The sequence below is a fragment of the Chromohalobacter nigrandesensis genome (assembly GCF_023061285.1).
Classification (GTDB): Bacteria; Pseudomonadota; Gammaproteobacteria; order Pseudomonadales; family Halomonadaceae; genus Chromohalobacter; species Chromohalobacter nigrandesensis.
This window is the reverse complement of sequence record NZ_JAKGAM010000004.1, coordinates 82,131-108,427: the sequence shown is the minus strand read 5'-3', so window position 1 is coordinate 108,427 and position 26,297 is coordinate 82,131. Positions and strand designations below refer to the sequence as shown.

At 58.3% G+C, this 26,297-nt stretch carries 31 protein-coding genes; 12 read left to right on the top strand and 19 right to left on the bottom strand.

Annotated features, from left to right (window positions below):
* Position 1: 1 nt before the first annotated feature.
* Positions 2-787 carry a flagellar biosynthetic protein FliR gene (fliR, locus tag L1073_RS07300; RefSeq protein WP_246898018.1) on the top strand — a complete coding sequence of 262 codons (786 nt, stop codon included), beginning with the start codon at positions 2-4 and terminating at the stop codon, positions 785-787.
* A gap of 130 nt (positions 788-917) precedes the next feature.
* On the opposite strand, the gene flgL is transcribed toward fliR, so the two are convergent.
* The 11 genes from flgL to flgB all read right to left on the bottom strand — a co-directional run bounded on the left by flgL (position 918) and on the right by flgB (position 11,518).
* Positions 918-2,159 carry a flagellar hook-associated protein FlgL gene (flgL, locus tag L1073_RS07295; protein WP_246898017.1) on the bottom strand — a complete coding sequence of 414 codons (1,242 nt, stop codon included), beginning with the start codon at positions 2,157-2,159 and terminating at the stop codon, positions 918-920.
* Positions 2,160-2,280: 121 nt separating this feature from the next.
* On the bottom strand, positions 2,281-3,903 hold the full coding sequence (gene flgK / locus L1073_RS07290; protein WP_246898015.1) for a flagellar hook-associated protein FlgK: 1,623 nt from the start codon (positions 3,901-3,903) through the stop codon (positions 2,281-2,283).
* A 120-nt stretch (positions 3,904-4,023) separates the two neighbouring features.
* Positions 4,024-5,121: a flagellar assembly peptidoglycan hydrolase FlgJ gene (gene flgJ / locus L1073_RS07285; RefSeq protein WP_246898014.1), complete on the bottom strand. Its 1,098-nt coding sequence runs from the start codon at positions 5,119-5,121 to the stop codon at positions 4,024-4,026.
* On the bottom strand, positions 5,121-6,230 hold the full coding sequence (locus tag L1073_RS07280; RefSeq protein ID WP_246898012.1) for a flagellar basal body P-ring protein FlgI: 1,110 nt from the start codon (positions 6,228-6,230) through the stop codon (positions 5,121-5,123). Before L1073_RS07280 ends, flgJ begins: the two co-directional genes overlap by 1 nt.
* A 34-nt stretch (positions 6,231-6,264) precedes the next feature.
* Positions 6,265-6,951 carry a flagellar basal body L-ring protein FlgH gene (locus tag L1073_RS07275; RefSeq protein ID WP_246898291.1) on the bottom strand — a complete coding sequence of 229 codons (687 nt, stop codon included), beginning with the start codon at positions 6,949-6,951 and terminating at the stop codon, positions 6,265-6,267.
* Positions 6,952-7,004: 53 nt separating this feature from the next.
* Positions 7,005-7,787 carry a flagellar basal-body rod protein FlgG gene (gene flgG, locus L1073_RS07270; protein ID WP_246898010.1) on the bottom strand — a complete coding sequence of 261 codons (783 nt, stop codon included), beginning with the start codon at positions 7,785-7,787 and terminating at the stop codon, positions 7,005-7,007.
* A 55-nt stretch (positions 7,788-7,842) separates the two neighbouring features.
* Positions 7,843-8,607 carry a flagellar basal body rod protein FlgF gene (locus L1073_RS07265; RefSeq protein WP_246898008.1) on the bottom strand — a complete coding sequence of 255 codons (765 nt, stop codon included), beginning with the start codon at positions 8,605-8,607 and terminating at the stop codon, positions 7,843-7,845.
* A 63-nt stretch (positions 8,608-8,670) separates the two neighbouring features.
* Positions 8,671-9,900, bottom strand: a complete 1,230-nt coding sequence (locus tag L1073_RS07260; protein ID WP_246898006.1) for a flagellar hook protein FlgE — start codon at positions 9,898-9,900, stop codon at positions 8,671-8,673.
* A 53-nt stretch (positions 9,901-9,953) separates the two neighbouring features.
* A complete protein-coding gene (locus L1073_RS07255; RefSeq protein ID WP_246898004.1) occupies positions 9,954-10,667 on the bottom strand; it encodes a flagellar hook assembly protein FlgD in 714 nt (237 codons plus the stop codon).
* Between the two features lie 11 nt (positions 10,668-10,678).
* Positions 10,679-11,086: a flagellar basal body rod protein FlgC gene (flgC, locus tag L1073_RS07250; protein ID WP_246898002.1), complete on the bottom strand. Its 408-nt coding sequence runs from the start codon at positions 11,084-11,086 to the stop codon at positions 10,679-10,681.
* A 9-nt stretch (positions 11,087-11,095) separates the two neighbouring features.
* Positions 11,096-11,518: a flagellar basal body rod protein FlgB gene (gene flgB / locus L1073_RS07245; RefSeq protein ID WP_246898000.1), complete on the bottom strand. Its 423-nt coding sequence runs from the start codon at positions 11,516-11,518 to the stop codon at positions 11,096-11,098.
* A gap of 212 nt (positions 11,519-11,730) precedes the next feature.
* Here flgB and flgA point away from each other — a divergent pair, with 212 nt between their 5' ends.
* From flgA to L1073_RS07220, 5 genes are all read left to right on the top strand, one after another.
* Positions 11,731-12,450 (top strand): flagellar basal body P-ring formation chaperone FlgA, encoded by a 720-nt coding sequence (gene flgA / locus L1073_RS07240; RefSeq protein ID WP_246897998.1) that lies wholly within the window; start codon positions 11,731-11,733, stop codon positions 12,448-12,450.
* Positions 12,451-12,588: 138 nt separating this feature from the next.
* Positions 12,589-12,879: a flagellar biosynthesis anti-sigma factor FlgM gene (flgM, locus tag L1073_RS07235; protein ID WP_246897997.1), complete on the top strand. Its 291-nt coding sequence runs from the start codon at positions 12,589-12,591 to the stop codon at positions 12,877-12,879.
* Between the two features lie 56 nt (positions 12,880-12,935).
* Positions 12,936-13,388: a flagella synthesis protein FlgN gene (locus tag L1073_RS07230; RefSeq protein ID WP_246897995.1), complete on the top strand. Its 453-nt coding sequence runs from the start codon at positions 12,936-12,938 to the stop codon at positions 13,386-13,388.
* A gap of 573 nt (positions 13,389-13,961) precedes the next feature.
* Positions 13,962-14,276 (top strand): helix-turn-helix transcriptional regulator, encoded by a 315-nt coding sequence (locus tag L1073_RS07225; RefSeq protein ID WP_246897993.1) that lies wholly within the window; start codon positions 13,962-13,964, stop codon positions 14,274-14,276.
* Positions 14,273-14,434 carry a hypothetical protein gene (locus tag L1073_RS07220; RefSeq protein WP_246897991.1) on the top strand — a complete coding sequence of 54 codons (162 nt, stop codon included), beginning with the start codon at positions 14,273-14,275 and terminating at the stop codon, positions 14,432-14,434. The genes L1073_RS07225 and L1073_RS07220 overlap by 4 nt, the downstream gene beginning before the upstream one ends.
* Positions 14,435-14,507: 73 nt before the next feature.
* Here the strand turns inward: L1073_RS07220 and L1073_RS07215 are convergent, their stop codons facing one another.
* From L1073_RS07215 to L1073_RS07195, 5 genes are all read right to left on the bottom strand, one after another.
* On the bottom strand, positions 14,508-15,503 hold the full coding sequence (locus L1073_RS07215) for an adenosine deaminase (RefSeq protein WP_246898289.1): 996 nt from the start codon (positions 15,501-15,503) through the stop codon (positions 14,508-14,510).
* Positions 15,504-15,688: 185 nt separating this feature from the next.
* Entirely contained in the window at positions 15,689-15,964 is a 276-nt protein-coding gene (locus tag L1073_RS07210) for a DUF2442 domain-containing protein (protein WP_246897990.1), read from the bottom strand.
* Positions 15,945-16,109: a DUF4160 domain-containing protein gene (locus tag L1073_RS07205; RefSeq protein ID WP_246897989.1), complete on the bottom strand. Its 165-nt coding sequence runs from the start codon at positions 16,107-16,109 to the stop codon at positions 15,945-15,947. The genes L1073_RS07210 and L1073_RS07205 overlap by 20 nt, the downstream gene beginning before the upstream one ends.
* Complete coding sequence (locus tag L1073_RS07200; protein ID WP_425531571.1) at positions 16,102-16,266, bottom strand: hypothetical protein; 165 nt, start codon at positions 16,264-16,266, stop codon at positions 16,102-16,104. Before L1073_RS07200 ends, L1073_RS07205 begins: the two co-directional genes overlap by 8 nt.
* A 32-nt stretch (positions 16,267-16,298) precedes the next feature.
* Positions 16,299-16,586, bottom strand: coding sequence for a HigA family addiction module antitoxin (locus tag L1073_RS07195; RefSeq protein ID WP_246897988.1), 288 nt, complete (start codon positions 16,584-16,586; stop codon positions 16,299-16,301).
* 239 nt (positions 16,587-16,825) lie between these two features.
* Between L1073_RS07195 and L1073_RS07190 the strand changes: the two genes are divergently transcribed.
* Positions 16,826-17,365 (top strand): hypothetical protein, encoded by a 540-nt coding sequence (locus L1073_RS07190; protein ID WP_246897986.1) that lies wholly within the window; start codon positions 16,826-16,828, stop codon positions 17,363-17,365.
* A 328-nt stretch (positions 17,366-17,693) separates the two neighbouring features.
* Here the strand turns inward: L1073_RS07190 and L1073_RS07185 are convergent, their stop codons facing one another.
* The 3 genes from L1073_RS07185 to L1073_RS07175 form a co-directional block, all read right to left on the bottom strand.
* Positions 17,694-18,986 carry a type II toxin-antitoxin system HipA family toxin gene (locus tag L1073_RS07185; protein ID WP_246897984.1) on the bottom strand — a complete coding sequence of 431 codons (1,293 nt, stop codon included), beginning with the start codon at positions 18,984-18,986 and terminating at the stop codon, positions 17,694-17,696.
* Positions 18,979-19,257 (bottom strand): helix-turn-helix domain-containing protein, encoded by a 279-nt coding sequence (locus L1073_RS07180; RefSeq protein ID WP_246897982.1) that lies wholly within the window; start codon positions 19,255-19,257, stop codon positions 18,979-18,981. Before L1073_RS07180 ends, L1073_RS07185 begins: the two co-directional genes overlap by 8 nt.
* A 96-nt stretch (positions 19,258-19,353) precedes the next feature.
* The gene (locus tag L1073_RS07175; RefSeq protein ID WP_246897979.1) at positions 19,354-19,590 is read right to left on the bottom strand and encodes a DUF2835 family protein; all 237 of its coding nucleotides are present in this window, start codon (positions 19,588-19,590) and stop codon (positions 19,354-19,356) included.
* A 198-nt stretch (positions 19,591-19,788) separates the two neighbouring features.
* Here L1073_RS07175 and L1073_RS07170 point away from each other — a divergent pair, with 198 nt between their 5' ends.
* The 5 genes from L1073_RS07170 (at position 19,789) to L1073_RS07150 (ending at position 26,146) form a co-directional block, all read left to right on the top strand.
* The gene (locus L1073_RS07170; RefSeq protein WP_246897977.1) at positions 19,789-20,967 is read left to right on the top strand and encodes a FliC/FljB family flagellin; all 1,179 of its coding nucleotides are present in this window, start codon (positions 19,789-19,791) and stop codon (positions 20,965-20,967) included.
* Positions 20,968-21,175: 208 nt separating this feature from the next.
* Positions 21,176-24,571 carry an O-linked N-acetylglucosamine transferase, SPINDLY family protein gene (locus tag L1073_RS07165; protein ID WP_246897976.1) on the top strand — a complete coding sequence of 1,132 codons (3,396 nt, stop codon included), beginning with the start codon at positions 21,176-21,178 and terminating at the stop codon, positions 24,569-24,571.
* A 12-nt stretch (positions 24,572-24,583) separates the two neighbouring features.
* The gene (gene cysC, locus L1073_RS07160; protein WP_281506028.1) at positions 24,584-25,180 is read left to right on the top strand and encodes an adenylyl-sulfate kinase; all 597 of its coding nucleotides are present in this window, start codon (positions 24,584-24,586) and stop codon (positions 25,178-25,180) included.
* A gap of 187 nt (positions 25,181-25,367) precedes the next feature.
* Positions 25,368-25,703: a type II toxin-antitoxin system PrlF family antitoxin gene (locus L1073_RS07155; protein ID WP_246897974.1), complete on the top strand. Its 336-nt coding sequence runs from the start codon at positions 25,368-25,370 to the stop codon at positions 25,701-25,703.
* The gene (locus L1073_RS07150; protein ID WP_246897972.1) at positions 25,700-26,146 is read left to right on the top strand and encodes a type II toxin-antitoxin system YhaV family toxin; all 447 of its coding nucleotides are present in this window, start codon (positions 25,700-25,702) and stop codon (positions 26,144-26,146) included. The genes L1073_RS07155 and L1073_RS07150 overlap by 4 nt, the downstream gene beginning before the upstream one ends.
* Positions 26,147-26,297 lie beyond the last annotated feature (151 nt).

Genomic DNA, 26,297 nt, shown 5'->3' with positions numbered 1-26,297 from the left:
CATGGTTGAGGTAACGTTCGACCAATTGCATGGGTGGCTGACGCTATTCTTTTGGCCGTTCGTGCGCATCCTGGCTTTCCTCGCGGCGACACCGATATGGAACCAGCACGGCGTACCGCGCCAGGTGTCGATCGTACTGGGAGCACTGCTGGCAGTGGTCATCGCACCGACGCTGCCGCCCATGCCCGACACGCCGATGTTCTCGGTGGCGGCGCTCGGCATTCTCATACAGGAAATGCTGATCGGGATCGCCATGGGAATGGTCCTGCGCGTCACCATCGCGATCGTACAGGCCGCCGGCGAATTCATCGGCCTGCAAATGGGGCTGGCGTTTGCCACCTTCTTCACGCCGGGCGTGGGCAACAGCATGGTGCTGTCGCGCATTTTTCAAATGACCACCCTGCTCATGTTCCTGGCGCTCAACGGGCATTTGATGACCCTGGAGATACTCGCCAATTCCTTCCAGACCCTGCCGATCGGCGGCCCCAGAGTGGACGGCAGCGCCGGCGAACTCATCGCCTACTGGGGAGGAGAAATCTTCAAATCCGGCGTGCTGCTGGCATTGCCCTTGATCGTCTCGCTACTGACCATCAACCTGACACTGGGTGTGCTCAACCGTGCCTCGCCGCAGTTGTCGATCTTCTCGATAGGCTTCCCCATGACCCTGACCACCGGCCTAGCGCTGCTGATGACGCTGATGCCGGACCTGCTGCGCTTTCTTGAGATCATCTTCACCGATAGCCTGAATACCATGCAGGAAGTGGTGCAGCGCTTGGCGGGCGGCTAGACGATGAACGCCTGGGTTCTGCCCTTCCGGCTGAACGTAAAACGCCACGTCCTTGCGGACGTGGCGTTTTGCTTGCGCATACTCTATGGCGTGCTCTATGGCGTGCGGCAGGTGCTTACATGACCCCAGCCTAGTTGAGATACTGGAACAGGGACATCTGCTGAATATCGGCGAACGATTTCTGTGATGCCTGCAGCCCCACCTGGCTGAGCATATAGTCGGAAATCGCCGAGTTGTAATCCACATCGACCAGATCGGAGCGTGTCTGCTCGTAGGCAATCTCGCGGTTGCCGCCGACATCGTCCAGGGCGTCCAGTTCATTCATGCGTGCGCCGACCGAGGCCCGTGTGGTCAGCACGTTATCCAGCGAGGCATCCAACTTGCGGCTCGCGGTAGACAGAGTGTTGTCCAGCGCTGCTTGATCGGCATCGGTCTCGACGGGCTGACGCAGGGCATTGATGGTATCGCCGATGGTCTTGAACAGGCTGGCCTGCTCCTCATTCATATCGCCACCCGGCGTGACGTTCAAGGAATCACCGTCTGCCGGCTCGCCTTCCAGCGTCAGCGCCACACCGCCGAATTCGATAGTTTCACCGTCGGTGTACTCAGCCGTTGCCACGTCATCACCACTGTTGGTGTTGGTAACGGTATATTCGAGATCACCGTCGCCATTTTCCGCGAACGAGATCTCGTACGCATCACCGTAACCGTCGGCAGCGGCATCACGAACATCCGGGCCCGAGAAGGTCATGCTTCCCGTATTGCCCTCACCGGCTTCGGCGATATATTCACTGCCCGACGAGAATTTCATGAACACGTCGGAACCCGTATCGCTGGTGTTCATCGAGCGCTCGGCATCGACCTTCTGCTGCTTGACGCCCTGGTCGCCTTCATAACTGATGGTATCGACACCATCGCCGTCATCGGTGCGCGAGAAGGCTTTGGCGTTATCCTGATAACCGCTGAACAAGTAGGTGCCATTGCCATCGGTGGTGTTACCCAGCCCCACCAGCGTTTCATAGGTACCCTCGAGATCGGACGCCAGCGACTCGCGGTCGGCATCGCTCAAGGTACCGTTACCGGCTTGCACGACCATGGACTTGGCCGACCCGATGGCATCGCTGACGCTGTTGAGGACGCTTTCCTCCTGACCAAGAGAGTTACGCGCGGTCGTCCGGCTGCTTTCTTGCTGCGCATTGACGGCCAAAGACTGCGATACACCCACCGCGCGCGAGGCGTCGCGCGGGGCATCGGAAGGATTCACCACACGCTTGCCGGAAGCGATCTGCTGACCGACCTCGGTGAAATCGGCCTGCTGGCGGTTCATCGCCGAAACGCCTTGCTCGTACATCGTTACGGTGCTGATACGCATCTTTGCTTACCTCGTCACCACGCTGCGTTTACCCAGCGTCGTATTGTCTTCGGGAATCTTGTCTTCGAGCACCCTGCCTTCGCCAACCGTCATGGCGTTACGCGGCGCTCAGCCCACAACATCAACGCAACTGCAGAACCGAATCGAGGACCTGGGAACCCACGTCGATGACCCGTGCATTGGCCTGGTAATACTGCTGATAACGGACCAGATTGGCGTACTCTTCATCCAGGTTCACGCCCGACTCGGACTGCTGATACTCGCGCAGTTGCTCGGTGAGTCCGGATTGCGCGTCCAGATTGACCTGCGTGATGTTGGTGGTATTGCCCACGTCATTGACCAGGGAAGCGTAGGCGTCGCTGACCGACGATGTCCCGCCGACGATCTTCTCGCTCTGCAAGTCGAGCAGCGCCAGGGCGTTTTCATTGTTGCCACTTCCCCCCTCCTGACTGGCAGCAGCGATCTCCGCGCCTTCGCTAATCGCGACCTCGAAGTCCTGCGAGGCGGTCCGTGTCGGCTGCAGCATAAAGCTATCGCCTTCCTGCGCAGTGCCGGAGATATTCAAGGTCATACCGTCAAACTCGACATCGCCGTCACCATTTGGGGTCAAGGTAGTAGTCGTGCCGTCCGATAATTTCTCGGCTTGATACTCCCCCTCCGCATAAGTAATACGATAATCGCTCGAGGTCAGCTCGTTGACGTTGCTGTATTCAGCGGTGATCGCACCGTCGCCGTCATTCTCGCTATTGCTTAGTACCCGCGGCGAGCCAACATTGAAGAAGGCCTCGCCATCGTCACCATTGAGATCGACGCCCTGCTCATGCACGGCGTTGAATTCCGATCCCAGCACCGCCGTCATGCGGCCGAGCTGGTTCTGCACACTGTCCAGCGTCTCGCTACGAAACGACAGCAAGCCGCCCAGTTCACCGTTCTCGAAGGCGCCGTCATCGATCTCGTTCAGATTCCCGCCGGCATCGCGATACCCGATCACCGTACGCGATGGATCTTCGCTGGAAGACACCGCTTCAAGGTCATAGCTATTCGTGCCCGAGACCAGCGGCTGGCCATTTTCCAGATTGATGTTGTAGGTATCGCCATCCTGAACGTTCAGGTCCGCGCCTACCAATCCATTGAGGTCTGACACCAGCTTGTCGCGCTTGTTGAGCAATGTGTTGGGTTCTTCACCACCGGATTTGGCGCGCGCCTGGGTGATCTGGTCGTTGAGCGAGGCGATCTGCGTGGCAGTGTTATTGATATCCGTCACCGTCCCTTCGAGCTGACCGTTGAGGCTGCTGCGCATGTCGCCCAGGTAAGAATCGAACGAACGAAACTGCGCCGCCATGGACGACGCCGAGCCCAGCACCCCTTCGCGGGCGGCGGGATCGGATGCTGCACCGGAAAGATCGTCCAGGCTGGAGAAGAAGTCCTGCATCAGGGGCGCCAGCCCCGCATCGCTATCGGCCAGCAGGTTATCGATCTGCGAAACCTGGCTCTGATAGCTCTCCAGGGCGCTTGTCTGACTGTTGGCGTCGTTATACTGCTCGGTGACGTAGCTATTGAACTGGCGCTGTACCTCGTCGACCGAGACCCCGGTGCCCGTCGAACCGTCGCTGTAACTTTCCCCGAGAATCGGCAACTGGCGATTGTAGCCCTCGGTGTTGACGTTGCTCAGGTTATTACTGGTGGTCGACAACGCTGTCTGGGCCGCACTGAGGCCACTCAGGCCGATCGAGAAAATGCTCATGACACGTTTTCCTGGCTAGGGGTACCGGGGCGCTACCAAGGGTAGCCGGCACGACGAATAGTGATTACTTGTTGTATCGGCAAGCCCACGCACGACTTGAGGAAAAATCCATACAGACGCTCAGAAAATGCCCGTGGGCATACGCGACACACCATAGGGGTCGGCATTGTCAGCGTCTGCACCTGTGCCAGAACGCTCGGCGGCACTGGCCAACGCCGGGCCACTCACGGAACCGTCATCGATCTGCGCCATGACATCGATCACCTTATCGGCATAGTTCGGATCGGTGGCATAGCCGCCGGACTGCAAGGCGCGCGCCGCGTTCTCAGGTGTCGATGCGGTGACCACGCCCTCGTAACGCGGGTTGTTACCGATCAATTGGGCGTAGTCCTTGAACGCAGCCTCGAAGGAGTCGTAGACACGGAACTCATCGCTTTGCTGACGAGCACGCCCGTCGACATACTCCGTGGTCATGATGCTAGTGGCATCACCGTCCCAGCCATCGCTGGCCTTGATACCGAAGAGATTATGGCTATTGCCACCATCGCGGGTGGGGATCTCGCGCTCGCCCCAGCCGGTTTCCAATGCCGCTTGCGCCAGAATCAATGACGAAGGCACGCCACTATCCTGGGCAGCCACCTCGGCAGGCTCACGCAAGCGTGACACGAATTCCTCGACATGCGGCGCCGTGCGTGTCTCGCCAGTGTCGACTTCAGACGCCGGCGACCGTGCCTCACTATTTTCCGCCACTTCCGACGACGCTGACGGTGAAGACGACGCGCCGGATGCCTGCGTCGCAGCGTCATCCTTGGGAGCTGCATCATCCTTGGGAACCACCGGATCGCTCAGCACCTGCGGCGTGCCTCGCGGAATACCGGCGATCAGATCGCTGCGCGTGACATCGTCATCACGGCCGACAATGCCTCTCCCCTGCAACTGCTCGACCAACATATCCGAGAGCCCAACGTCACCCGAGAGCTTTTGTGCCCATTGCTTGTCGAGCATCGAGGTATAGGTATCGGTCTCATTGCTGTTGAGCAGATCGGACTGCGGAATCGCGTCGCGCATGCTCTTGAGCATCATCTGCAGGAACACCGCCTCGAACTGATCCGCCGCCTGGGAGAGCCCCTTCTCGGGCGATTGACTGGCCGTATGCTTGAGCCGCGACAACGACTGCACATCGAGTGCGAACTGATTGCTGAGCCCATCGACACTCATCAAATGATCTCCAGTTCTGCATTGAGTGAGCCCGCCGACTTCAGCGCCTGCAGAATCGACATCAAATCCTGCGGATCGGCGCCCAGCGCATTGAGCGCATTGACGACATCCATGAGATCGGCGCTGGTATTGACCATTTGCAGCGCTCCGCCTTCTTGCTGGATGGAAACATCCGCATCCGGCACCACCACGGTCTCGCCCTCACCCAGAGGATTGGGCTGGCTGACCTGAGGAGTGGAATCGATGGTCACCGAGAGATTGCCGTGCGCTACCGCCGCGCGGTCCAATGTCACCTCACGGTTGAGGACCACCGAACCGGTACGCGAATTGACGATGACCTTGGCCGGGCCTTCGTTGGGTGTGACATCCAGGTTCTGGATACGCGCCATGAAATTGACCCGCGAGTTACTGTCACTAGGCGATTTCAGGCGAATCAAGCGACCATCCATCGCTGCCGCGACTGGTGTACCGAAGTCTTGGTTGATGGCCTCGACCACACGCTGCGCCGTAGTAAAGTCGGACTCATTGAGGTAAAGATCCAGCGTGCCGTCACCGCGCCCCAGGCGCAGAGCCACTTCCTGCTCGACAGTGGCCCCACCGGGAATCCGCCCAGCCGCCGTGTGGTTGACCTGAACACTATTGCCGGCCTGCTGGGCACCGACGCCGCCGACCAGCAAGTTGCCCTGTGCCATCGCGTAGACGTTGCCATCCACCCCACGCAGCGGCGTCATCAGTAGCGTACCGCCACGCAGGCTGTCGGCGTTACCCATCGAGGAGACGGTGATATCCATCTCCTGTCCCTGACGCGCGAAGGGAGGCATCTGCGCCGTGACCATGACCGCCGCCACATTGCGCAACTGCATGTTGGTCCCTTCGGGAATGGTCACGCCCAACTGCGAGAGCATGTTGATCAACGTCTGGCCCGTGAACGGCGTCTGCGTCGTCTGGTCGCCCGAGCCATCCAGCCCCACGACCAGACCATAGCCCACCAACTGGTTCTCGCGGACTCCGGCAAAGCTCGCCAGGTCACGAATGCGCTCGGCCTGCGCGGGGGCGGCGCAGAGGCCACACAACAACAGCACGCCCATCCACCGCTGCAAACTTCTCATGACGTATCTCATCCTCATCAGAAAGGCGCACTCATCAGAAAGGCGCAATGTTCAACCAAAGGCGCTGGAGCCAACCCATGTGCTGCGCCTCGTTGATGTAACCATCACCCACGTATTCGATACGTGCATCGGCCACCTGCCCCGAGGGAACGGTGTTCTGCGTCGTCACCGAACGCGGATCGACGACCCCAGAGAAGCGGATGTACTCGGTGCCCTGATTGATGGCGATACGTTTTTCCCCGCGGATACTAAGATTGCCGTTGGGCAGGATATCCACTACCGTCGCCGTCAGAGTGCCCGTGAAGGTGTTACTGGCGCTCGCACCACCACTACCTTCGAAGTCGTTCTCACCCGAGATATCCGTACCGTACTCTTCGAGAAAGCTCATCAGATCGGGGATCGTCTCCAGATCCAGCGCCGCGCTGCCCTCGCGGTTGGCATTGGCCGAGGAGTCCTTGCTGGCGCTGACATCTTCGTTGATCGTGATGGTGATGATGTCGCCGATCTGACGCGGACGCCGGTCCTGAAAGAGCGGCTGATATCCGTAGCGCGCCTGATAAATCGCCCCGTTGGGCTGCGACATGGGTGACTCGGGATAGCTCACCGGACCGGTATCGGGCACCACCGACTCATGCGGCAACTGCGCACAGCCGCTCATGATCAACAGCACGAGCAGGCATAGCACGCGTGCCAAGATGCCCAGCCCGTCGCGGCCAGCCATTAATCCGCCCATCGCGCTTTCCACTTCCACTCCCTTCACGACGCGACTCCTCATCAAAGCTGCGTCAAGCGCGACAGCATCTGATCGGAGGTTTCCACCGCCTTGCTGTTGATTTCATAGGCACGCTGGGTCTCGATCATGCTGACCATCTCCTCCACCACGTTGACGTTGGAGGTTTCGACGTAGCCTTGATACAGCCGCCCTGCACCTTCCATGCCCGGAATCAAATCATTGCGCGGACCGGAGGCATCGGTTTCTTGATAAAGGTTCTCGCCCATGCTCTCCAGGCCGGCAGGGTTGATGAACTTGGAGACCGTGAGCTGCCCGACTTCCTGCGTGGCGTTATCGCCAGGCTGGGTGACGGAGACCACGCCATCCTGGCCCACCGTCACCGATAGCGCGTTCTCGGGAATCACGATGGGCGGATCGAGCGGATACCCTCCTGCGGTGACCATCTGGCCGTTCTGGTCGATCTGGAAGCTGCCGTCACGGGTATATGCCGCAGTCCCGTCGGGCATCTGTACCGCGAAGAAGCCGTCGCCATTGATGGCCAGGTCCTTGGAGTTATCGGTGTTCTGCAAGCCACCCTGGGTGTGCAAACGCTCGGTGGCAACCGGCCGCACCCCAGTGCCCACCTGCAAGCCGGAAGGCAATGTATCCACCGCCGTGGCCTGCGCACCGGGTTGGCGCACGTTCTGATAGAGCAGATCCTCGAAAACCGGCCGCGAGCGCTTGAAGCCATTGGTCGACACGTTGGAGAGGTTGTTGGAAATGACGTCGAGCTTGACCTGTTGGGATTCAAGCCCCGTCTTGGCCGTCCACAGCGATCTAATCATGACTCTTACCTGTTAGAGGGCACCGCAGAGCGATGCCGGAAATTCGTTGGCGCGATTAGGCTTGAATCGACAACAAGCTGTTGGCGCGTTGCGCATTCTGGTCGGCGCTCTCGATCACCTTCATCTGCATGTCGTAGCGACGCGCGCCGTCGATCATCGCGACCATGGCATCCGTGGCGCTGACGTTACTGCCTTCCAGCACGCCGGAGCGCAAGCGCGCATCCTCGTTCTGGGGTTGCGGCGCTGCTATCTCGGCATCCTCACCCGGCGGCAGGCGAAACCAGCCATCGTCGCCACGCGTCAATTCCTGCTGGTCCGGCGTGACCAGCTTCAAGCGGCCCACCGGCGCGACTTCATCGGGATTGGCGCCGGCTTCGATGACACTGATCGAACCGTCCGAGCCAATCGAGAAATCCGCATCCGGCGGCACCACGACCGGCGCGTTGTTATCGCCCATGACCGGCTCGCCCTTGACGGTCAACATGCCATCCGCACTCACCTGCAAATCGCCACGCTTGGTATAAGCCTCGCCGCCTTGCGGATCCTGAATGGCCAGAAAGGCATTCTCTTGCATGGCGACATCCAGGCGCCGCCCTGTCGCGTTCATGGTACCCGGCGAGAAATCCGTACCCGGCGTGGTCGCTGCCACCGTGGTGCGTGTCTCCAGGCGGCCATCGCCTTCCACCGGCACCGCGCGCATCGCATCGAGCTCAGCGCGAAACCCCGGTGTCGAGACGTTGGACAGATTGTGACTGACCACCGCCTGCTGATTCATCGATTGGCTGGCGCCGCTACCGGCGGTATAGATGATCCGATCCATGCTGATCGTCCTGCTCGACTCACAACGAATGAAGCCGGCCAAAACGGCCGGCCGGCTCAGGGATTAGCGCAAGTTGGTGACCGTTTCCAGAATATCGGACTGGGTCTGGATGGCGTTGTTGTTGGCCTGGAAGTTGCGCTGGGCGATGATCATGTCCACCAGCTCCTGGGTCAGGTCGACGTTGGAGGCTTCCACGGTGCCCGATTCCAGGCTCCCCATCTGACCGGTACCGGCCTGCCCTGTCAGTGCCGCGCCGGAGGCCTCGGTCGCCGTCCACAGGTTATCGCCCTCTGGCGTCAGCCCTTCGGGATTGCGGAAGCTGGCCATGCCGATGGTACCGACTTCACCGCTATTACCGTTGGAATAGTTGGCCATGATCTCACCGTTCTCGGTGATATCCACGCCCACGAAAGTGCCCGAGCTACGTCCGTCTTGAGCAAAGTTTCTCAGTTCGAAGTCAGCGCCATACTGGGTGGTATTAGCTAAGTCGAGATCGAATTCAGGGTTATCGGCTCCGACGTTAAGCGTTCCACCTTGGGTTAAGTCAAATTCCATGTCTTCAATCTGTGCACCCGTATCGATTGCCCCATTGGCATCGAAAGTAATCTCGTTTCCACCCGTCTCAGAAAAATCAGGGTCACTGAAAACAGCAGCACCATTCGGGTCATACGGGTTAGAAATTGACGCCCGAGCTTCCCATTGATTACCCCCTGTTTTGGTGTAATAGAGCGTCATATCATGCGCGACACCTTGCGAGTCATAAACGCTGCCAGCGTTGGTTGCATAGGAATACGTGTCCGCGTTCTCAGGATCAAAATCATTCGCAGCACGATCAATCGTTTCAGCCTCGGCATCCAGGTTGAACTCCGCCTGAGCGCCAGTTTCAGTGCCCGTTGCCTGGGCAGCCTGACTGAACTCGGTGACCTGCAGCGGCTCGCCCTGCTGGTCGGTCAGGCGCGCGCCCTGGGCATTCTCGAAATAGCCGTCGGCGCTCATGCTCAACTGACCGTTGCGCGAATACGCCATTTGCTCGTTCTGCGAGAACTGGAAGAACCCCTCACCGGCGATGGCCAGGTCAAGATCGCGTCCGGTGGTTTCGAGGCTGCCGGTACCGAAGTTCTGTACCGTGTCCGAGACGCGCGTGCCCAGCCCCTGACCGTTAGCGAAGATATCCGCAAACTGCGTCGTGCCACTCTTGAAACCCACGGTCTGCGAGTTGGAGATATTATTGCCGATGGTGTCCAACTGCGACGAGGCTGCGTTAACCCCGCTCAATGATTGTGCAAAGCCCATTTTCTCTTCCCCGCGTTATAGAAGTCGTAAAAACATCAAAGAGTAAGTCGTGATCAAAGAATCTGGCGCACGTCGTCTAGGGCGACGCTATCGGATGTCCCCAAGTCGAGGGTCGGCCCGCTCTCACCCGAAGTCACCCCTTGCACCATGGCGTAGTTGAGCGGCGTAACGGAGACGTCTTCACCACCGACCTTGGCCGTCATCTCGACGTTATAGGCACCCTCGGCCACAGCATTGCCATCCATGCCCGTACCCGGCCAATCGAAAGCCTGCACGCCTTCCGGCACGTTTTCCTCGACACTCTGGTGAACCACCTGGCCGGAGCCATTGGTGATGGTGATCTCAAGCTCGTCGGCGCCCGTCTCCAGCTCGGCACCCAGCGGTGTGGCCACGGTGCTACCGTCTTCACCTTCACCCACGCGCACGGTACTGCCCGGCACCATCACGCCCTCGCCGATCAACGACGAAGCCTGCAATGTCTTGCCGGCATCAATCTGGTTATTGATCTCGCCCAGCGAGTCGTTGAGTTCCTGAATGCCGCTGACGGTATTGATCTGCGCCAGTTGCGCCGTCATATCCGAGTTGTCCATCGGCTTCGTCGGATCTTGGTTCTGCATCTGGGTGATCAACAACGTCATGAAGCGGTCGTTGAGATCCTGCGAGGACTCCGCACCCGTGGTACGGGTCTCGTTCGCTTCGTTGGCGCTGGCATTGGGGGTGCCGTTGATCGAGGCAAGCGCATTGCTGCCGATGACGGGGCTAGCCATATCTCTCTCCGTTAACCTTGTCCGATGGTGAGCGTCTGGCTCATCAATGACTTACTGGTGTTCATGACCTCGACGTTGGCCTGGTAGGAACGTGATGCCGCGATCATGTCGACCATTTCGTCGACCGGGTTGACGTTGGGCATGGCCACGTAGCCCTCTTCATCCGCCAAGGGATGCTCGGGACGGTACTCCATGCGCGGAGGCGTATCGTCCTCGACCACCTCGGTCGCGCGCACGCCACCCAGCTCGCTGCCGCCCTGCGACTGCGCCTGAAACATGACGTGCTTGGCGCGATACGGCTCGCCATCGGGGCCGGCCACGCTATCGGCGTTGGCCATATTGCTGGCGGTGGTATTCATGCGCTGCGACTGCGCACTCATCGCCGAAGAGGAAATATCGAAAATGCTGAACATGGACATATCGTTTCCTTAGCCTTCAGGCTGCATGGCACCTTTGATGCCCTGGATCTTGCTAGTCAAAATCGTGGTATTGGCCTGATAACGCATCGCGTTGTCAGCGAACGCAGCGCGCTCGCGATCCATATCAACGGTATTGCCATCCAGGCTCGGCTGCTCGGGAACGCGGTACAGCAGGTCGTGGGCACCGCCACCACCCGGCGCCTGCGCGGGAAGGTGATGCGTGGATGTCGTGGCAAGCGACAAGCCGCCCTCGCGGCCACCTCCACCGGACTCCATGGCGCGATCCAGTTCCGACGAGAAGTCGAAGTCGCGCGCCTTATAATTCGGCGTATCGGCATTGGCAATATTGTTGGCCAATACCTTCTGGCGCTCGTTGCGAAGGCCAAGCGCCTCCTGGTGGTGGTCCAGGTAGCCTGCAAGCTTGTCGATCATGCCTTGTGTCCCTGTCATCGCGTTCGTTTCGCGGTTCGTTTCCCCTTCGCTAGACATGGGGAAATGTTCACGATGCAGAATAGACGCGCTGCCGTCCCAGCAAACGATTAAACAGGCCGACATTTGAGCGCCATTTCCACCTTTGCTTATGGCGCTCTCGCACTAGAATCGAGCCATCGGCTTTTGACCTAGCACTCTTTCAGGCTTACTCAATGCAGCGCATCGTTGGTAAGGCAATCCAAGCATTCAGCCTCACCCACCTTCTAGGTGGGCTTGTGCTGGGTTTGGTGGCGTTAACGGCAACGCCCGCCGCGCTGGCTACACCGGATGACCCCATCGCCCAGGCCACCCGGCATTTCTTGATGGGGCAGGCCGCATCCTTGGGAGACGATGTCGGCGTCGAGCTTAAAAGCGACACCTCGCGGCTTCCCGAATGCCACTCGCCGCAGCCGTTTTTGCCTCGCAAAGGCGTCCCACAGGGACGGGTCATGGTCGGCATACGGTGCAGCAACGATGAGCAAGTGCGCTATGTACAGGCTACCGTCACCGCTAGCGTGCGCTTTTTGGTAGCGTCCACGGCGATCAAGCACGGTGAGCGCCTTAGCGCCGACATGCTCGACTGGGAACGCGCCGATGTCTCGCGCCGCCCTCGCAATGCCCTTGATGACCCCAGCCAGGCCATCGGCAAGGTCGTCACTCAGCGCCTCGCCCAAGGCATGGCCCTGCGCGGCGACAGGCTTCGCCAGCCCTATCTCGTGCATCGCGGCGAATCCGTGACGCTCATCGCCGGCGGCGAGGGCTTTTCGGTGACACGCGAAGGCGAGGCATTGAACAATGGCGGCAAAGGCGACTCGATCCGCGCCCGCATGCCGGATGGGAAAGTGCTTCAAGGCCAGGTGGATGCACGAGGAAGACTCGCAGTCCGTTACTGATAGACACGTCAACAGACGCTACAATACCGGCAGCGTGGCAGTGGCTCACCTCATGCAAAAAGGTGTGGTCAGTGCCCTACAGTTTTTATCACCGTGGCCGATAAAGGGTACAAGCCCGCGCTGCAAGAGAGCTCAATTGTGAAAATTTCCAATCTACATCCACCGACTCAGCCCTCACCGAGTGAGCAAAGTGACGCTGCCCAGCGTACACCGCATGGCAGTGACACCGCACAAACCGATTCACCGGCAAGTATCACCACGCTGAGTCAGAGCAATGAAGCCGACACCAGCCAGGACATCGACACCGCGCGTGTCGACGAGATCCGCCAGGCCATCAGCGATGGCCAGATGGAGCTCGACACAGGCAAGATCGCCGATGGCTTGATCGACAGTGTCCGCGACCTGCTCGGCGACACGCCCAAGAGCTAACGCCTAGGCCCGCAGCAGACTTGCCATTAACGCCATCAATACAGGAACAAGGAACCATGTCCCTCGCCGACACCCTGGATCGCCAACTCGACGCCATGCAGCGCTTCGTCACCTTGCTGCGCGAGGAACGGCAATCCTTGTCCCAGGGCGAGGTCGATGGCCCCGAACTGGAACGCCTCGCCGAGGCCAAGTCCCAGGTCGCCGCCGAACTGGAAACGCTCGACGCCGAACGCCGCCGCCTGCTGCATGAACAAGGCCATGGCGAAAGCCGCCAAGGCGCCGAGCGTGCCGCGATCGAGGTACAGCGACAAGAAAGCTGGCACCAACTGCGCACTACCGGCGAAGAAGCGCGTCAGCTCAACCGCATCAATGGCTTGCTGGCCATGAACCGCATGGAACAGAACCAGCGCATGCTCAACTTCCTGAAGGAAGCCGCCGGCAGCACGATGTACGAAGCCGACGGGCGCTCACGCCACAAAGGGCTCAATCGCATCAGCTCGCGGGTATAGTAAGCGCACCGACTCCGCCTCTTTCCAAGCCTCTGTGACAACCTTTTCCTTCGCCTTGTGTACTTGCTAAGCAGGCATGAGAAACCTACCGAAATGAACCATACTGATGGCATGCTCAACGCCCCAGGGGGAGTCATGCCATGGACCTCATCGCCGTTGCTCTCAGCCTGTTATTGATCCGCCTTGCCTTGCACGACGACACGCCATCCCAGACGCAAGCGCGCAGACCCCAGCATTACGGCCCCGAACGTTTCAGCCATTGCCAACGACGTCCACCCAAACCGCCGGCACGTTGCCTGCACCGATACAAACTGCACAAACACAAAGATTAACGTAGGTTAATGAGCCCAATTCATCGCTAAGGTCGCCAGCCCGGCAGGATAGAATACGCCTCGAGACGACGCTGCATCCCAAGTCTAGTCTCTGCGTACAAAGCTTCGCCCCGCCCTTTTGGACGGGGCTTTTTTCGTTCGAGTGGATGCCACCAGCAACGTATGCGTTGCTTTATGGCTTGTATAGCAACGGATAAGTTTCTATATTGACCTTAATGAAACTTATGAGTTGCTAAGCAATATGTCACTACACGATCAGATCAAGCATCGCCGCCAGGCCCTAGGGCTGACGCAACACGATATGCAGCCACGCATCGGCATGAGCCGCCAGCAATATCAACGGCTGGAAGCCGGCGGCAATCCACGCCTTGATTCCCTTACCCTTGTCGCCGCAGGGCTCAATGCCGAATTGATGCTCATCCCCCAAGACAAGCTGTATGCCGTCCAGGCGGTACTCGGTGGCCAGCGTGGCGTTACCGAGCGCCCGCTCGATGCCGACCCCTGGCAAGGCCTGCTGGATGGGCCCGACAGTTCATCGCACGGGCATGACGCATGAAGAACGAGTCTGTCTCCGTGCTCGAAATCAGCTTGCACGGCACGCGTGTCGGCCATTTGGTCGGCTATCAAGGGGGACGTAACGTCATGACCTTCGATACGGCATTTCGTGACTTCTTCAAGACGCGCCGATGCACCCCGAACACAAGCGCAAGTTGATCGCCCACTGGCAACGGCTACCCAATAGCTGGGGACTTACAGCACTGCAAAACTGCCCTTCACCGCCCTGAATTCAAGCAACCCCTCGCAGCTTTTCCAACAACGCCTCACGCCTTTCTTCAGCCATGAAGGCGGCCTGCAGGGCGTTGCGAGTCATATCGATGAAGTCGTCGCGGGTCCAGTCGAAGGCGGTATGGCAGGCGGCGTAGTTATCCAGCATGCCGCCGCCGAAATAGGCGGGGTCGTCCGAATTGAGGGTAACGTTGAGCCCCGCTTCGCGCAGGGCGGGCAACGGATGCTCGGCCAGCGTGTCGGTCACCTTGAGCTTGACGTTGGACAGCGGGCACACCGTCAGCGGTATGCGGGCATCGCGCAACCGCGCGACCAGGTCGGGGTCTTCCAGGCAGCGCACGCCGTGATCGATGCGGCACACCTCAAGCGCCTCCCAGGCTTCGCGGATATAAGCGGCGGGGCCTTCTTCTCCGGCATGCGCCACACCAGGAATACCCTTCTCACGCGCTCGCGCGAACACCTCGGCAAAACGCCCCGGCGGATTGTCACGCTCAGCGCTATCCAGCCCCACCGCATCGATCATCGCGTGCCACGGCGTCGCCTGTTCGAACACCTCCAGCGCCTCGGCAGAATCGCGATCGCGCAGAAAGCTCATGATCAACGCCGAGGAAATAGCGTAGCGCGACTCGGCCTCACGACACGCGGCCAGCAGCCCCTCGAACGGCGCCTCGAGCGGCACGCCACGCACCAAATGCGCCTGCGGATCGAACGACAGCTCGACATGCGCCACGCCATCTTCCTTGGCACGGGCGAAATACGCCATCGCCAGATCGTAGAAATCGTCCTGCGTGTGCAGCACGCTCATACCCTGGTAATACAAACCGAGGAACGACGGCAGATCCTCGAAATCGTATGCCGCGCGCACCGCCTCTACCGAGTCGTGCGGTAACGTCACACCATTGCGCTCGGCCAGGGCGAACATCAGCTCCGGCTCCAGCGTGCCCTCGATATGCAGGTGCAGCTCCGCCTTGGGCAACGCTCGCAGCCAAGCCGTCATCGCCGTCTCGCTCGTCGTCATCGCGTCTTTCACCTCATGCTGTCCGTTCGGTCAAGGATGCATCAAGGAGTAACCGGATGCCAATGGCGTCATTCGTGGCTACCGACACCCCACCACCTGACAACAACACTTCGCGAGGCGCTCGCGCGACCACTTGAGTGCCCGCTTCGGGCCTGTGCAGAGACTTACGCAACGTCCTTACGGCCGCGAGTCTGATCGCCACGACCGGCCAGCAGACCGGCAACGGAAATATCCTCGTCCAGCGCTTCCCAGTGCAGACCTTCGCCACGCCCAATCAGCTCCCACTGTTCACGCTGCTCCGAGGTGGCATGCAGAAGACGAGGAAACCACGCCAGCGGAATCGACAGCTCTCGGCCATCGTCCAGCGCGACACGAAACGTGTCAGCCGTGAAGCTAACTTCAACAGCCAACGGATCGGATTCAAGATTCAAAGTACGCATACCATGCCTCCAAAAACTGGACCTGATGCCGTTCGACTATCTTGCAAAGCTGATTAATCTCATGGGCACGCAGGCGTTTGCTCGATTGTAGCTCAACGGGATCCAGCCAGAACTTTGCGACCTTCTCACGCTCGACATCACTCATCGGCGAGCACCTCGTCGATGCTGCGGGGCGTTTGTGTCGGCGTCTCGCTGAGCGCGGCCACACGCTCCAGCCGGTCGACACATTGCCACAGCAGCAGGAACTGGCGCAGCGAGATCTGCCCTGTCGTCTCGAACTTCTTGATCGTGGGCGCCGGCACGCCGCTGCGCTCTGCTAGGCCTGCGCAGAGACTTACGCAGTCTGAGCGAAGCTCTCAATGTGGTTCTTTTCTTTGGCTTTCGCCTCGGCGAGATCGTGAGCCGCCTGCATGCGCAGCCAATGCGCTGCCTCACCGAGGCCGCCAGACTCAAGGCGAACGGCGAAATCGGGAGAAATGGCAGCATGCTCATTCAACACGCGAGACACCGAGTTGCGAGACATGCCCAACTTTTCCGCTAGCTCGGTCACGCTCATATTCAGGGCAGGAACGATGCGACGCCGCAACATCCTCCCCGGATGCGGAGGGTTTTTCATCGACATGGCATAAACCTCATATTCAGTTACAGCCGTTAGTATCCGGCATTATCGTCTTTTTCTGGGGGCTGCGCATCATGACGCCCCCGGGCTCACAGGCCGCTCTACCGCTTAACCCCGAATCCCTCAGCATTCGAGAGCCCTGTGCCCCATAGACGTTGTGTCATGACAGAACTAGAATAACGACTCGGTGTCCGATTAAATGGCGCCACATAGAATGAGGCTTCCTCCCGGAGGATCCACACATGATGATGGATTTTCAGCAACACACACCACCCAAGCAGCCCGACTTCGAGGTGATGGCATCGGCCTACGCCACAGCGATGGGAGTGGGCAACGCCCTGCGCGCAACCGATGCGCTTTCTCACCAACCGGCTACTGCCGATACTCAATCAGCAGTAGCCAAGTTACGCGCTGTATGCGAGGAAACACGCAAAGACTCTCTCGAGCTAGCTGAATTGCTGTGGGCCACCTACCGGATTCTAGAGACCGAAGTCCCTGGTAAGCCCCCAAGTGCGGCGCCCTTTCAAAGAATGCTCGACGAGATGCGCGAAAGCGAGGCCGAGATGGACAGGGGCATGGCCGAGCACCAGGTTATTCGCGACATTATGATGCCATTGCGCCGCGCGACAGCAAAAGCTCGCTCCAATGCCAGCCTCGTAGTAAACCTGATTCGGCAAAAGACGCCAGGGGCACAGTCCAGTGTTCCTTCCACGGCAGACCCGGAAGGTCTGCGAGAGCTTGCACGCGTCAACACCCGGCTTCTCCGAGAAAAGTGCGGATAGAACACGGCATGCACATGTCCGTTCAGATCGACACGCACCCCCTCTTTGATCAGGCATTGAGTGACTTGTCGGAGAGGTATCCTTCCCTTCGGCAGGATATTCTGAACAGCTTCTACGCTTACGTTTCGTCTGAAACCGCCGACTTGCCAGAAACGTTCGGACGTGACTCGATCTTCAACGAACCATACCTATTTTGATCGTGGCTCTACTCCAACCCGATGCTCATGCGCTGGCGCGCGACACCGAGATAATGAAGCAACTCGGCTACATCGCCCAGGAATTTCAAGATAGTTAGCTGGGCGAAGGTGGCCGGCTCTACGGTCTCGGGTCAACCAGCCAAGAGCGTCTTAGCGTACTCGTGGGTATCATCCAGCGCCTTCTGAATAAGCTGACGTGTGCCGCGAGAAACACCAAGCTCATCCGACACTCGCGCCCACTGCTGGACGCCATCGGCTACCTCCTCGATCACCTCGCGCGCCTGCGACCAACGAGTGAAGCCCGCTTGATCGGCCAATCGCTGGAGCGTATTGCGGGGCGGTGTCTTGCCATGACCGCAATACGCCGTGGCATGTTCCCCAAAAGGGCTCGGACTGAACGTGACATCATAAAATGGCGCCAAGGACCATTGGCCGGCATCGTCCATGAGAAACGCCCAGTTCTTGCTGTGGTCATCCTGATTGACCGCCAGAAGGTTGAATATCGCCCGACGAAACAAGGCTTGCCCAACACGCGGGGCGCCGCACAAAATCTGACCGGCTTTTATCAGGTCTTCGTAGTCCAGCGAAGGTAATCGGAAGTCTGCATCCAATAGCCCACAGGCACTATGCAAGTGATAACGCCCTTGCCCGTTCTGCGTGGCGCAATCGAATCGCTTCGTGGCCAACCAGGCCACCGCTGGCGCCCCATTGGGTGGCGGTAGCAAGCGCCATTCAGGCACATCGATTCCCGCGCTCGCGGCCATCGAGAGATAAGCGGCTTCGCAAAGCCCCTCCTCATGGCCGAGCGATAGTGAGGACGACGTGAATTTCACCAGCCACGGCGAAAGCCCTTCCTGAGGGTGGGTACTGGCATGCTGTGACGATGCCGATGAGAAATAAAGCTGCGCTTTCGGCCGCGCCCCCCCGGAACTTCCTGCTTCCGCGAGCGCCTCTAACACTGTCTCGGTTTGCCCTTCGAACAACTGCCTGGCTTCTTCGCCCAATCGGCCTATATCGATCCAGTGATCGCTCGGCTGATGGACGTAAGGTGACAGCGGGCGAAAACGCAACGCTCCCATGCCGCGATCCCCGACATAAGCCAGGCGATCCATCGCCGTCACCTGCCGAGGCGCGATGCCATGTTGACGAAAAACACGATCCATCAACATCAAACCCCATCCATCCGGCAAGGAGTCCGCAAAAAGGCCATGGATACCGTGATGGGGAGAAGCCGGCGCCGTATGTAGTTGGGTATCGAAAGGCAACAGAAATGGCGACAGACTGTGATAGGCGTCCACGTAGGCGTCATCGTACTGAAAGAACACGCCTCTCGTGCTCTGTGCCAGCACACCGACGCGGCATTCGCCGCCTTGTTGCAAACGACGCACAACCTCCAGTTTCCGCACGGGCTGAAAGTCACTCATCGGCGAGCACCTCGTCGATGCTGCGAGGCGTTTGTGTCGGCGCCTCGCTGAGCGCGGCCACACGCTCCAGCCGGTCGACACACTGCCACAGCAGCAGGAACTGGCGCAGCGAGATCTGCCCTGTCGTCTCGAACTTCTTGATCGTGGGCGCCGGCACGCCGCTGCGTTCCGCCAGGCGCTGGCGCGACCACTTGAGTGCCCGGCGACGCGTACGCACCGCCCCCGCCAGCTCATGCTGTACGTCCGCCGCCGTCAAAAGAGACAGATGCATTTAGACCGCCTTTATAGATACCATAATAGCTATTATAGCACTTATTATAATTTTTTAGATATTATAGTATCCATATTGATATACGTATAACGCCCCTCATTCCCCCGCCCAACGCTGTACCGCCACCATCGACATGAACTTGCCCTCCTCGCTGAACGTCAGCCGGAACACACCGTGTGCGCCATCCGGCGTGACGATGCGCCGTAACGCCGTGGCGGGGAAGCTAACCAGGCGCCCATCCACGCTGGTGGCGATCACCGTTTGCATCGCGCCTTCATAATGGTAACGGCAGGTCTCCAGCGATAGGTCGAGCATGATATCCAGCGACGGCATGGCGAGCGCAAGCTCCGGGTGAATAAACAGACGCCAAGTATACCCAGCCACGGCGCCTGAAAAAATTTGCAATTTATCCCTAAAGCAAATTCCCCCTGCGCCGATAAATGAGGTAACGGCCAACGGCGCCGTTGTGGCAAGCCCCGGAATTACCGACGGCAGGCCAATGGAGCCCAAACAGAGAGGAAGGAACATCACATGTCAGTGATCAATACCAACATCACGGCCATGATCGGCCAGCAGAACCTCAGCAAGTCTGAAAACGCCCTTTCAACCTCCATGGAGCGTCTTTCCTCAGGGTTGAAGATCAACAGCGCCGCCGACGATGCCGCTGGCCAGGCCATCGCCAACCGCATGACCAGCCAGATCAGTGGCCTCGGCCAGGCACAGAGCAATGCCAACGACGGCATCTCCGTCGCGCAGACCACTGAGGGCGCCCTCAACCAGGTCAACGACAACCTGCAGCGCGTTCGCGAGCTGACCGTTCAGGCGGAAAACGGCACCAACAGCCAGGAAGACCTGGATTCCATCCAGGACGAAATCGGCGCGCGCCTGAACGAGATCGACCGTATCTCCGAAGAAACCAGCTTCAACGGCGTCGATGTGCTCGCCAGCGATCAGGAGCTGTCCATTCAGGTGGGTTCCGAAGATGGCCAGACCATCAGCATGAACCTCAGCGAAGTTAACTCCGAAACATTGGATCTGGGTGATTTCAACGTCAACGGCCCGACACTGGCCACTACTGGCAATGTGGAAAGCCTCGCAGAAGGCGACACCATCACTGTTGATGGTCAAGACTTCACTGCGGTGACTGGCACTGCCTCAACAACTTCTGGTGACACCGAAATCTCCACTGGTGCTATCAGCGCAGCCACTGGTGCGGCTATTGCTGACACCCCCATTGAAAACGGTACTAACTCCATCGTCAGCGATGCTGATGGCAATGCCTACGTCAAAAACGAGAATGGCGGAGAAACCAATTACTACGCGGCTGAACTAACAGCAGAAACTGCCGACGGCACGGACTCAGCAACAGTTAACTACACCGTGGCTGAGGATGCAGAAGCGGTTAATATCACCGAGGACGATACTGAAAGTGCTACAACCTCTCCTCTGGCTGCATTGGATACTGCCATCGGCCAAGTCGATAGCCAGCGCTCCGAATTGGGTGCCTTGCAGAACCGCTTTGACTCGGCAATTACCAATCTGAGCACCACCGAGACTAACCTCTCCGCCGCACGTTCGCGCATCGAAGATGCCGACTACGCAGATGAAGTCGCCAACATGACCCAGAACCAGATTCTGCAGCAGGCCGGTACCTCCGTGCTGGCGCAAGCCAACCAGTTGCCGCAGAACGCCCTGTCACTGCTGGGCTAAGCACCCGCCTTCAGCGACAGACTGCGTAGTAACAACGAAGCGGGCCCATCCGGGCCCGCTTTTTCAGTTCTTCTTTCTTCTCTTCTCAGCCTATCCATCGCAAAAGCCGTAAAAGTCTACTTCCTAGCGAGCTTTTCCCGCCTTTGACATCGTCACAGCCCTTTATAGTGGTGGTATCAATCACCATCACCATCACCATGCGATCCCTATGTCCAAGAAACGCAATCGCCGTCACGCAAGCACGAACGACACGCCCACTCTGGCTCAGGCACGCAAGAAAACACAGCTTTCCCCATCAGACCCTGATGCCTGGCTGGCACTGGGGCGCCTACTAGTCGAGCAGAAAGACTGGCAGAACGCCAGAGAAGCACTCGAACAAGCGCAAATTTTGCGACCGGACAACATCGATCAAAAAGCATGGCTAGGGCATGTCGCCTATCACCAGAACCGGTCACAAGACGCACTGACTTTTTTGCACGATGCACTGTCGCAAAAACCGACACACACCCTCGGACTTGTGACACTCGCCAGGCTGCATATTGATCGCAGCGAATTTCAGCAAGGCCTGGAATATGCACAAAAAGCCTACGAGGTGTCGCCCCAGCACATCCCCGCTATTGATACACTCGCCAGTACCCTTAGCGGCCTATTCCGCTACGAAGAAGCCTTTGACCTTTACCGTCATCTTACGAAGCTGGTACCAAAAGATTTCTCCTCCTGGAATAATGCCGGCAACATGCTCCGGGACCTGGGGCGTCTCAATGAGTCTTACACCTATTATAAGCAGGCAAACAAAGTAGGCCAGCACCCTATTCCCTACTCCAATCACCTGACGGCTCTTCACTATGATCCCAGAGTATCTCGGGAAGAGCTCATGGCATTTGCCAAGTCTTGGGAAGAACGCTTCGCGCCCGCCAGTCATCTTGTGCCACCACGGCCAAAGCGCCCTAATGCAGCGGCCGAGCAAAAATTACGCCTAGGACTGCTATCGGATGGCTTTCGCAAGCACCCCGTAGGCAAGATGATCACCCGATGTCTGGAGCAACTTCCTAAGGGACAATTTGAGCTTTATTGCTATACCACGAGTGATGCAGTGGACGTTGTCACCAAACGGATTCAGCGTTGTGCGCAGTATTGGCAACCAATTAGTCGCCTTGGCGACGAGGAATTTGCCCAGCAGATTCGTGACGACGAAATCGATATTCTTATCGACCTTTCGGGCCATAACACGGGCTCGAGGATGCGTGCAGTTGCCATTCAACCGGCGCCGTTGATCGTCAAATGGGTCGGCGGCTTGATCAACACCACGGGTGTGCAAGCCATTGACTATCTGATCAGCGATCATGTCGAGACGCCGGAAGGCGAAGACGAGTACTACACCGAGAAACTCATTCGCATGCCGGATGACTATATCGTTTTCAATCCACCCGAAAAGCTGCCTGCGTTGAGTTCGCCACCCGCGCAGCACAATGGTTACATCACCCTGGCGTGCTTCAACAACCCCACCAAACTCAATGATGTCGCGCTCAAGCAATGGGCGAGCATCATGCATGAGTTGCCCAATTCTCGGTTGTTACTCAAGGGCCGCCCCTACACCAGCGACAGTTTCTGCGAGCGCTTGTATGCCACGCTTGAAGCGGAGGGCATCGCTCGCGAGCGTTTGATCATCGAGGGCCCCGGTAATAACTATGAAATGCTGGAAGCCTACAACCGCGCGGACATCGCCCTGGACCCTTGGCCCTACTCGGGCGGCTTGACGACCTGCGAATCATTCATTATGGGGGTGCCGGTGGTGACGCTCCCCGGCCCGACCTTTGCCGGCCGGCATAGTGCGACACACCTCGTTCACGCCGGCATGCCGGAGCTGGTGGTCAATAGCTGGGAGGAGTATCGCGCCCGCGTGATCGAGCTCGCCAGTGACCTGGAAAGCTTGGGCACGATTCGCCAGCACCTGCGCGACATACTGCTGCAATCTCCTGTCTGCGACGGCCCACGCTTTGCTCGGCATTTCACGGATGCCATGCGCGCCATCTGGCAGCGTTACTGCGACGACAAGGCCCCCGCCGCGTTGACCTTCAACAAGGAGGGCGAAGCCCGGTTCGAGGATGAAGACGCTCCAGTTGAGATCCACTACGCAGAAGCACCAGAAGAAGATGCCGAGTTTCAATGGCAATTCGAAGGCAAACTCATCGCCGTCGATAACGGCGGGCAATTGCTCACTAACGAGGTCATCCGCCAGTTACTGCAGCGTGACGCCCTCGAACTCATCGCCTTCGACCCCAGCAGCCAAGCGCTGGACACCTCGCTGAAGCAGCACAAGGGCGTGCACTACTACCCCAACGCCACACTCGGCGACGGCCAGCCAGGGCAACTACATGCGTGCCTCAACCCCAAGCTTAGCGCTAGCTTGGCACCACTGGACGACGACTACCAGCCCGAGGCCATTCGCAAAAGCAGCCAGGTGCTCACCCGACTACCGCTGAATACCATCAAACTCGACAGCATCGACGGCCTCCCCGCCATCGACTGGCTGGTATTGGATGACCTCAACGACGCCACCGCGATTCTCGACAACGGCACCCAAGCGCTGAAAGACACCCTGCTTCTCCAGGTAAAGGTCGCGTTTCAACCCACGCACGAGCGCCAACCCAACCTGGCAGAACTGCAACACTGGGCCAGCCGTAACGGCTTCCGTTTCTACCGGCTACACGAGCCTCAACATCGCAGCCACCTCCCGGAAGAAGTGCCCGAAGCCCAGCGCCAAGCCACTGAGCTGACAAGTGCGGATGCACTGCTGCTGCCCAGTCATGAGCGCATGGACTCGCTTTCTGATAACCAACGGACTCGGCTCGCATTTTTGTTGCATACGGTGTTTGGCGTAAAGGATGTATCTTACACACTTTTAGCCGGCATTGATTTTTCAAAAGCACAAAGTTATATCGAAGAAGAAAGCCTCAAGCCTTCAAATAAAGAGACACTGTACCCAACCAATAGCCCCGATGCCGAAAATAAAGCAACAACGAGCATTTCAACACCTGAAGCTCCTCATATGTCCCCGGGAGAAAAAGAGCTTTTCAGAAGCTACTTAAAAAATGTAAAAAACTACTTTGAATTCGGCTCTGGTGGATCTACTGTCTGGGCAGCCAATGAGGGCTTAACAGTTCATGGCGTTGAAAGCGATAATGATTGGGTATGTGCATTACAAGGCAAGCTTGGAAAGAATTGCCAAGTCGAAGCTGTAGATATTGGCCCAACTAAAGAATGGGGGTTTCCAGCTTCACTGGAGAATTCAGGCAAGTTTCCGCAATATAGCCAAGCTATCTTTGACCACCCAAAGCCTTTCGACTTCATACTGGTTGATGGCCGCTTTCGTGTGGCTTGTACACTATCAGCAATACAACACACTCTCACATATTCACCCACGCCAGCAGAGACTAGAATATTCATCCACGATTTCTGGAATAGAAAACATTACCACGAAATACTGGATTTTCTGGACTTAGTAGAAAAAGAAGAAACGGCCGGCGTATTCAAAATAAAGAAAAACGTAGACCCTAAAAAGGTGGAGGCTTTATGGGAACAGTACTGCAAAACCCCCCAATAAAGCACGAAACACCTGAGCATAAATTTTAATAAAAATCACAACATCAACTGCTCATATCGCGAGCACCTCAACGGGCACCGGACGTGCCTGTTATGGTTCACGGGGCTGAGCGGTTCAGGCAAATCCACCATTGCCGGTCTGGTGGAGGAAAAACTGCATGCCATGGGCAAGCGCACCTATCTGCTCGATGGTGACAACGTGCGTCATGGCTTGAACGGGGATCTGGGATTTTCCGACGCGGACAGGTTTGAGAACATCCGCCGCATTGGCGAGCTGGCACGGTTGTTCGTCGATGCAGGGATGATCACGCTGGCCGCGTTCATCTCCCCTTTTCGTGTCGACCGGAATAACGTGCGTGAGCTGATGGGAGAAGGTGATTTCATTGAGGTCTTCATCGACACACCGCTTGCTACCTGCGAGCAGCGTGATCCCAAGGGGCTGTATCATCGAGCACGCAACGGTGAAATCAAGCACTTCACCGGCATCGACTCGGCCTACGAGCCGCCTGAAGCACCTGAGCTACGTATCGTGAATGACGGTATCCAACCGCACGAATCAGCCGAGCAGGTCATCCGCCATCTGCAAGCCAATGGCTACCTTGGTCAGTAAAACGCTCAGCTTGCTATGAAACGAGGCCGACAAGCCGGTACCAAGTCGCCGGCTTGTGGGTCCGTTTCCTCCAAAGCCTTACAGGCTCGTAGCGCAGCTTTGAAGGGAACAGTCCATATTGACCGCACAATGCAATTGCATTACCTTCTCTCTATTCCCTTGCATTGCCATCGAGCGGAGGCCAATCATGAACACGGTCATTGAGGATGACTCCACCCTGACGGATCGCTACCAGACGACCGTGCCGGCATCGATCCGACGCGCACTGAAACTGAAGCGTCGCGATCGGCTTCACTATACGGTTCGTCCCAATGGAGAAGTCGTGCTCTCGCGTGCCGGTGATGAGCCTAGCCAAGACCCCGTGGTAGCTGGCTTCTTGGCATTTCTGGAGCGCGATCTACAGGCGCATCCGGAGAACATTCGTCCTGCCACCACCAGCACCTTTGCCGAGGCTGAACGCCTGACGTCAGGCATTGAGGTAGACCTCGATGAGACGCTGCCAGTGGACGATGACGACGCATGAGCCCGCTGAAGATCAATGGATGGACGATCTACGCCCATCCACTCTTCCTGGAGCAGGTCGATGCGTTGACCGACAAGGTGAAACGGCTGCAAGCGAAAGATCCGGCTGGATATCAGAGCAAACCCGCCACCAAGCGTCTGGCCGCGATTGTGAAGCTGGCGTTGAACGATATCCCCCAGGACCCATCCGGCCCTCAGTATCGCCAAGGGAACACGCTCGGAACGACTCATACCCATTGGCAACGAGCAAAATTCTACCCGCAATACCAGTTGTCCTTTCGCTACGACCTCGCCAGCAAGATCCTCATTTACGCCTGGGTCAACGACGAATCCACCCAACGCGCCTATGACAGCAAGCACGACGCTTATGCTGTCTTCCGCAAGATGCTCAAGAACGGCAACCCACCGGATAGCTGGGGTGACTTGTGGCAAGCGGCCTGTTGACGCCCATAGTTGGGGATAGGTGAGGTTGTGGGAACGAACTCGTTCGCGATGGCGGTGGGATAATCGCGAATAAATTCGCTCCCACGAGGCCGCTGCGGTGAGCGGGCCAGCCGCACGGCTGGGCTGGCCACTAAATCAGTCAGTGCCTGTC

Bases quoted from the DNA above. Each gene is read 5' to 3' on its own strand.
- L1073_RS07280 (WP_246898012.1), bottom strand. From the start codon at position 6,230: ATGAGAAGTTTGCAGCGGTGGATGGGCGTGCTGTTGTTGTGTGGCCTC.
- L1073_RS07190 (WP_246897986.1), top strand. From the start codon at position 16,826: ATGATGATGGATTTTCAGCAACACACACCACCCAAGCAGCCCGACTTC.
- flgK (WP_246898015.1), bottom strand. From the start codon at position 3,903: ATGAGCATTTTCTCGATCGGCCTGAGTGGCCTCAGTGCGGCCCAGACA.
- L1073_RS07180 (WP_246897982.1), bottom strand. From the start codon at position 19,257: ATGCATCTGTCTCTTTTGACGGCGGCGGACGTACAGCATGAGCTGGCG.
- L1073_RS07195 (WP_246897988.1), bottom strand. From the start codon at position 16,586: ATGTCGATGAAAAACCCTCCGCATCCGGGGAGGATGTTGCGGCGTCGC.
- L1073_RS07215 (WP_246898289.1), bottom strand. From the start codon at position 15,503: ATGACGGCTTGGCTGCGAGCGTTGCCCAAGGCGGAGCTGCACCTGCAT.
- L1073_RS07175 (WP_246897979.1), bottom strand. From the start codon at position 19,590: ATGCCGTCGCTGGATATCATGCTCGACCTATCGCTGGAGACCTGCCGT.
- flgB (WP_246898000.1), bottom strand. From the start codon at position 11,518: ATGATCGACAAGCTTGCAGGCTACCTGGACCACCACCAGGAGGCGCTT.
- L1073_RS07205 (WP_246897989.1), bottom strand. From the start codon at position 16,109: ATGAGTGATGTCGAGCGTGAGAAGGTCGCAAAGTTCTGGCTGGATCCC.
- fliR (WP_246898018.1), top strand. From the start codon at position 2: ATGGTTGAGGTAACGTTCGACCAATTGCATGGGTGGCTGACGCTATTC.
- L1073_RS07255 (WP_246898004.1), bottom strand. From the start codon at position 10,667: ATGGCTAGCCCCGTCATCGGCAGCAATGCGCTTGCCTCGATCAACGGC.
- L1073_RS07220 (WP_246897991.1), top strand. From the start codon at position 14,273: ATGAAGAACGAGTCTGTCTCCGTGCTCGAAATCAGCTTGCACGGCACG.
- L1073_RS07230 (WP_246897995.1), top strand. From the start codon at position 12,936: ATGTCCCTCGCCGACACCCTGGATCGCCAACTCGACGCCATGCAGCGC.
- flgJ (WP_246898014.1), bottom strand. From the start codon at position 5,121: ATGAGTGTCGATGGGCTCAGCAATCAGTTCGCACTCGATGTGCAGTCG.
- flgL (WP_246898017.1), bottom strand. From the start codon at position 2,159: ATGCGTATCAGCACCGTAACGATGTACGAGCAAGGCGTTTCGGCGATG.
- L1073_RS07225 (WP_246897993.1), top strand. From the start codon at position 13,962: ATGTCACTACACGATCAGATCAAGCATCGCCGCCAGGCCCTAGGGCTG.
- L1073_RS07155 (WP_246897974.1), top strand. From the start codon at position 25,368: ATGAACACGGTCATTGAGGATGACTCCACCCTGACGGATCGCTACCAG.
- flgC (WP_246898002.1), bottom strand. From the start codon at position 11,086: ATGTCCATGTTCAGCATTTTCGATATTTCCTCTTCGGCGATGAGTGCG.
- L1073_RS07170 (WP_246897977.1), top strand. From the start codon at position 19,789: ATGTCAGTGATCAATACCAACATCACGGCCATGATCGGCCAGCAGAAC.
- L1073_RS07260 (WP_246898006.1), bottom strand. From the start codon at position 9,900: ATGGGCTTTGCACAATCATTGAGCGGGGTTAACGCAGCCTCGTCGCAG.
- L1073_RS07265 (WP_246898008.1), bottom strand. From the start codon at position 8,607: ATGGATCGGATCATCTATACCGCCGGTAGCGGCGCCAGCCAATCGATG.
- L1073_RS07185 (WP_246897984.1), bottom strand. From the start codon at position 18,986: ATGAGTGACTTTCAGCCCGTGCGGAAACTGGAGGTTGTGCGTCGTTTG.
- flgA (WP_246897998.1), top strand. From the start codon at position 11,731: ATGCAGCGCATCGTTGGTAAGGCAATCCAAGCATTCAGCCTCACCCAC.
- L1073_RS07165 (WP_246897976.1), top strand. From the start codon at position 21,176: ATGTCCAAGAAACGCAATCGCCGTCACGCAAGCACGAACGACACGCCC.
- L1073_RS07275 (WP_246898291.1), bottom strand. From the start codon at position 6,951: ATGGCTGGCCGCGACGGGCTGGGCATCTTGGCACGCGTGCTATGCCTG.
- L1073_RS07210 (WP_246897990.1), bottom strand. From the start codon at position 15,964: ATGCGTACTTTGAATCTTGAATCCGATCCGTTGGCTGTTGAAGTTAGC.
- flgG (WP_246898010.1), bottom strand. From the start codon at position 7,787: ATGATTAGATCGCTGTGGACGGCCAAGACGGGGCTTGAATCCCAACAG.
- L1073_RS07150 (WP_246897972.1), top strand. From the start codon at position 25,700: ATGAGCCCGCTGAAGATCAATGGATGGACGATCTACGCCCATCCACTC.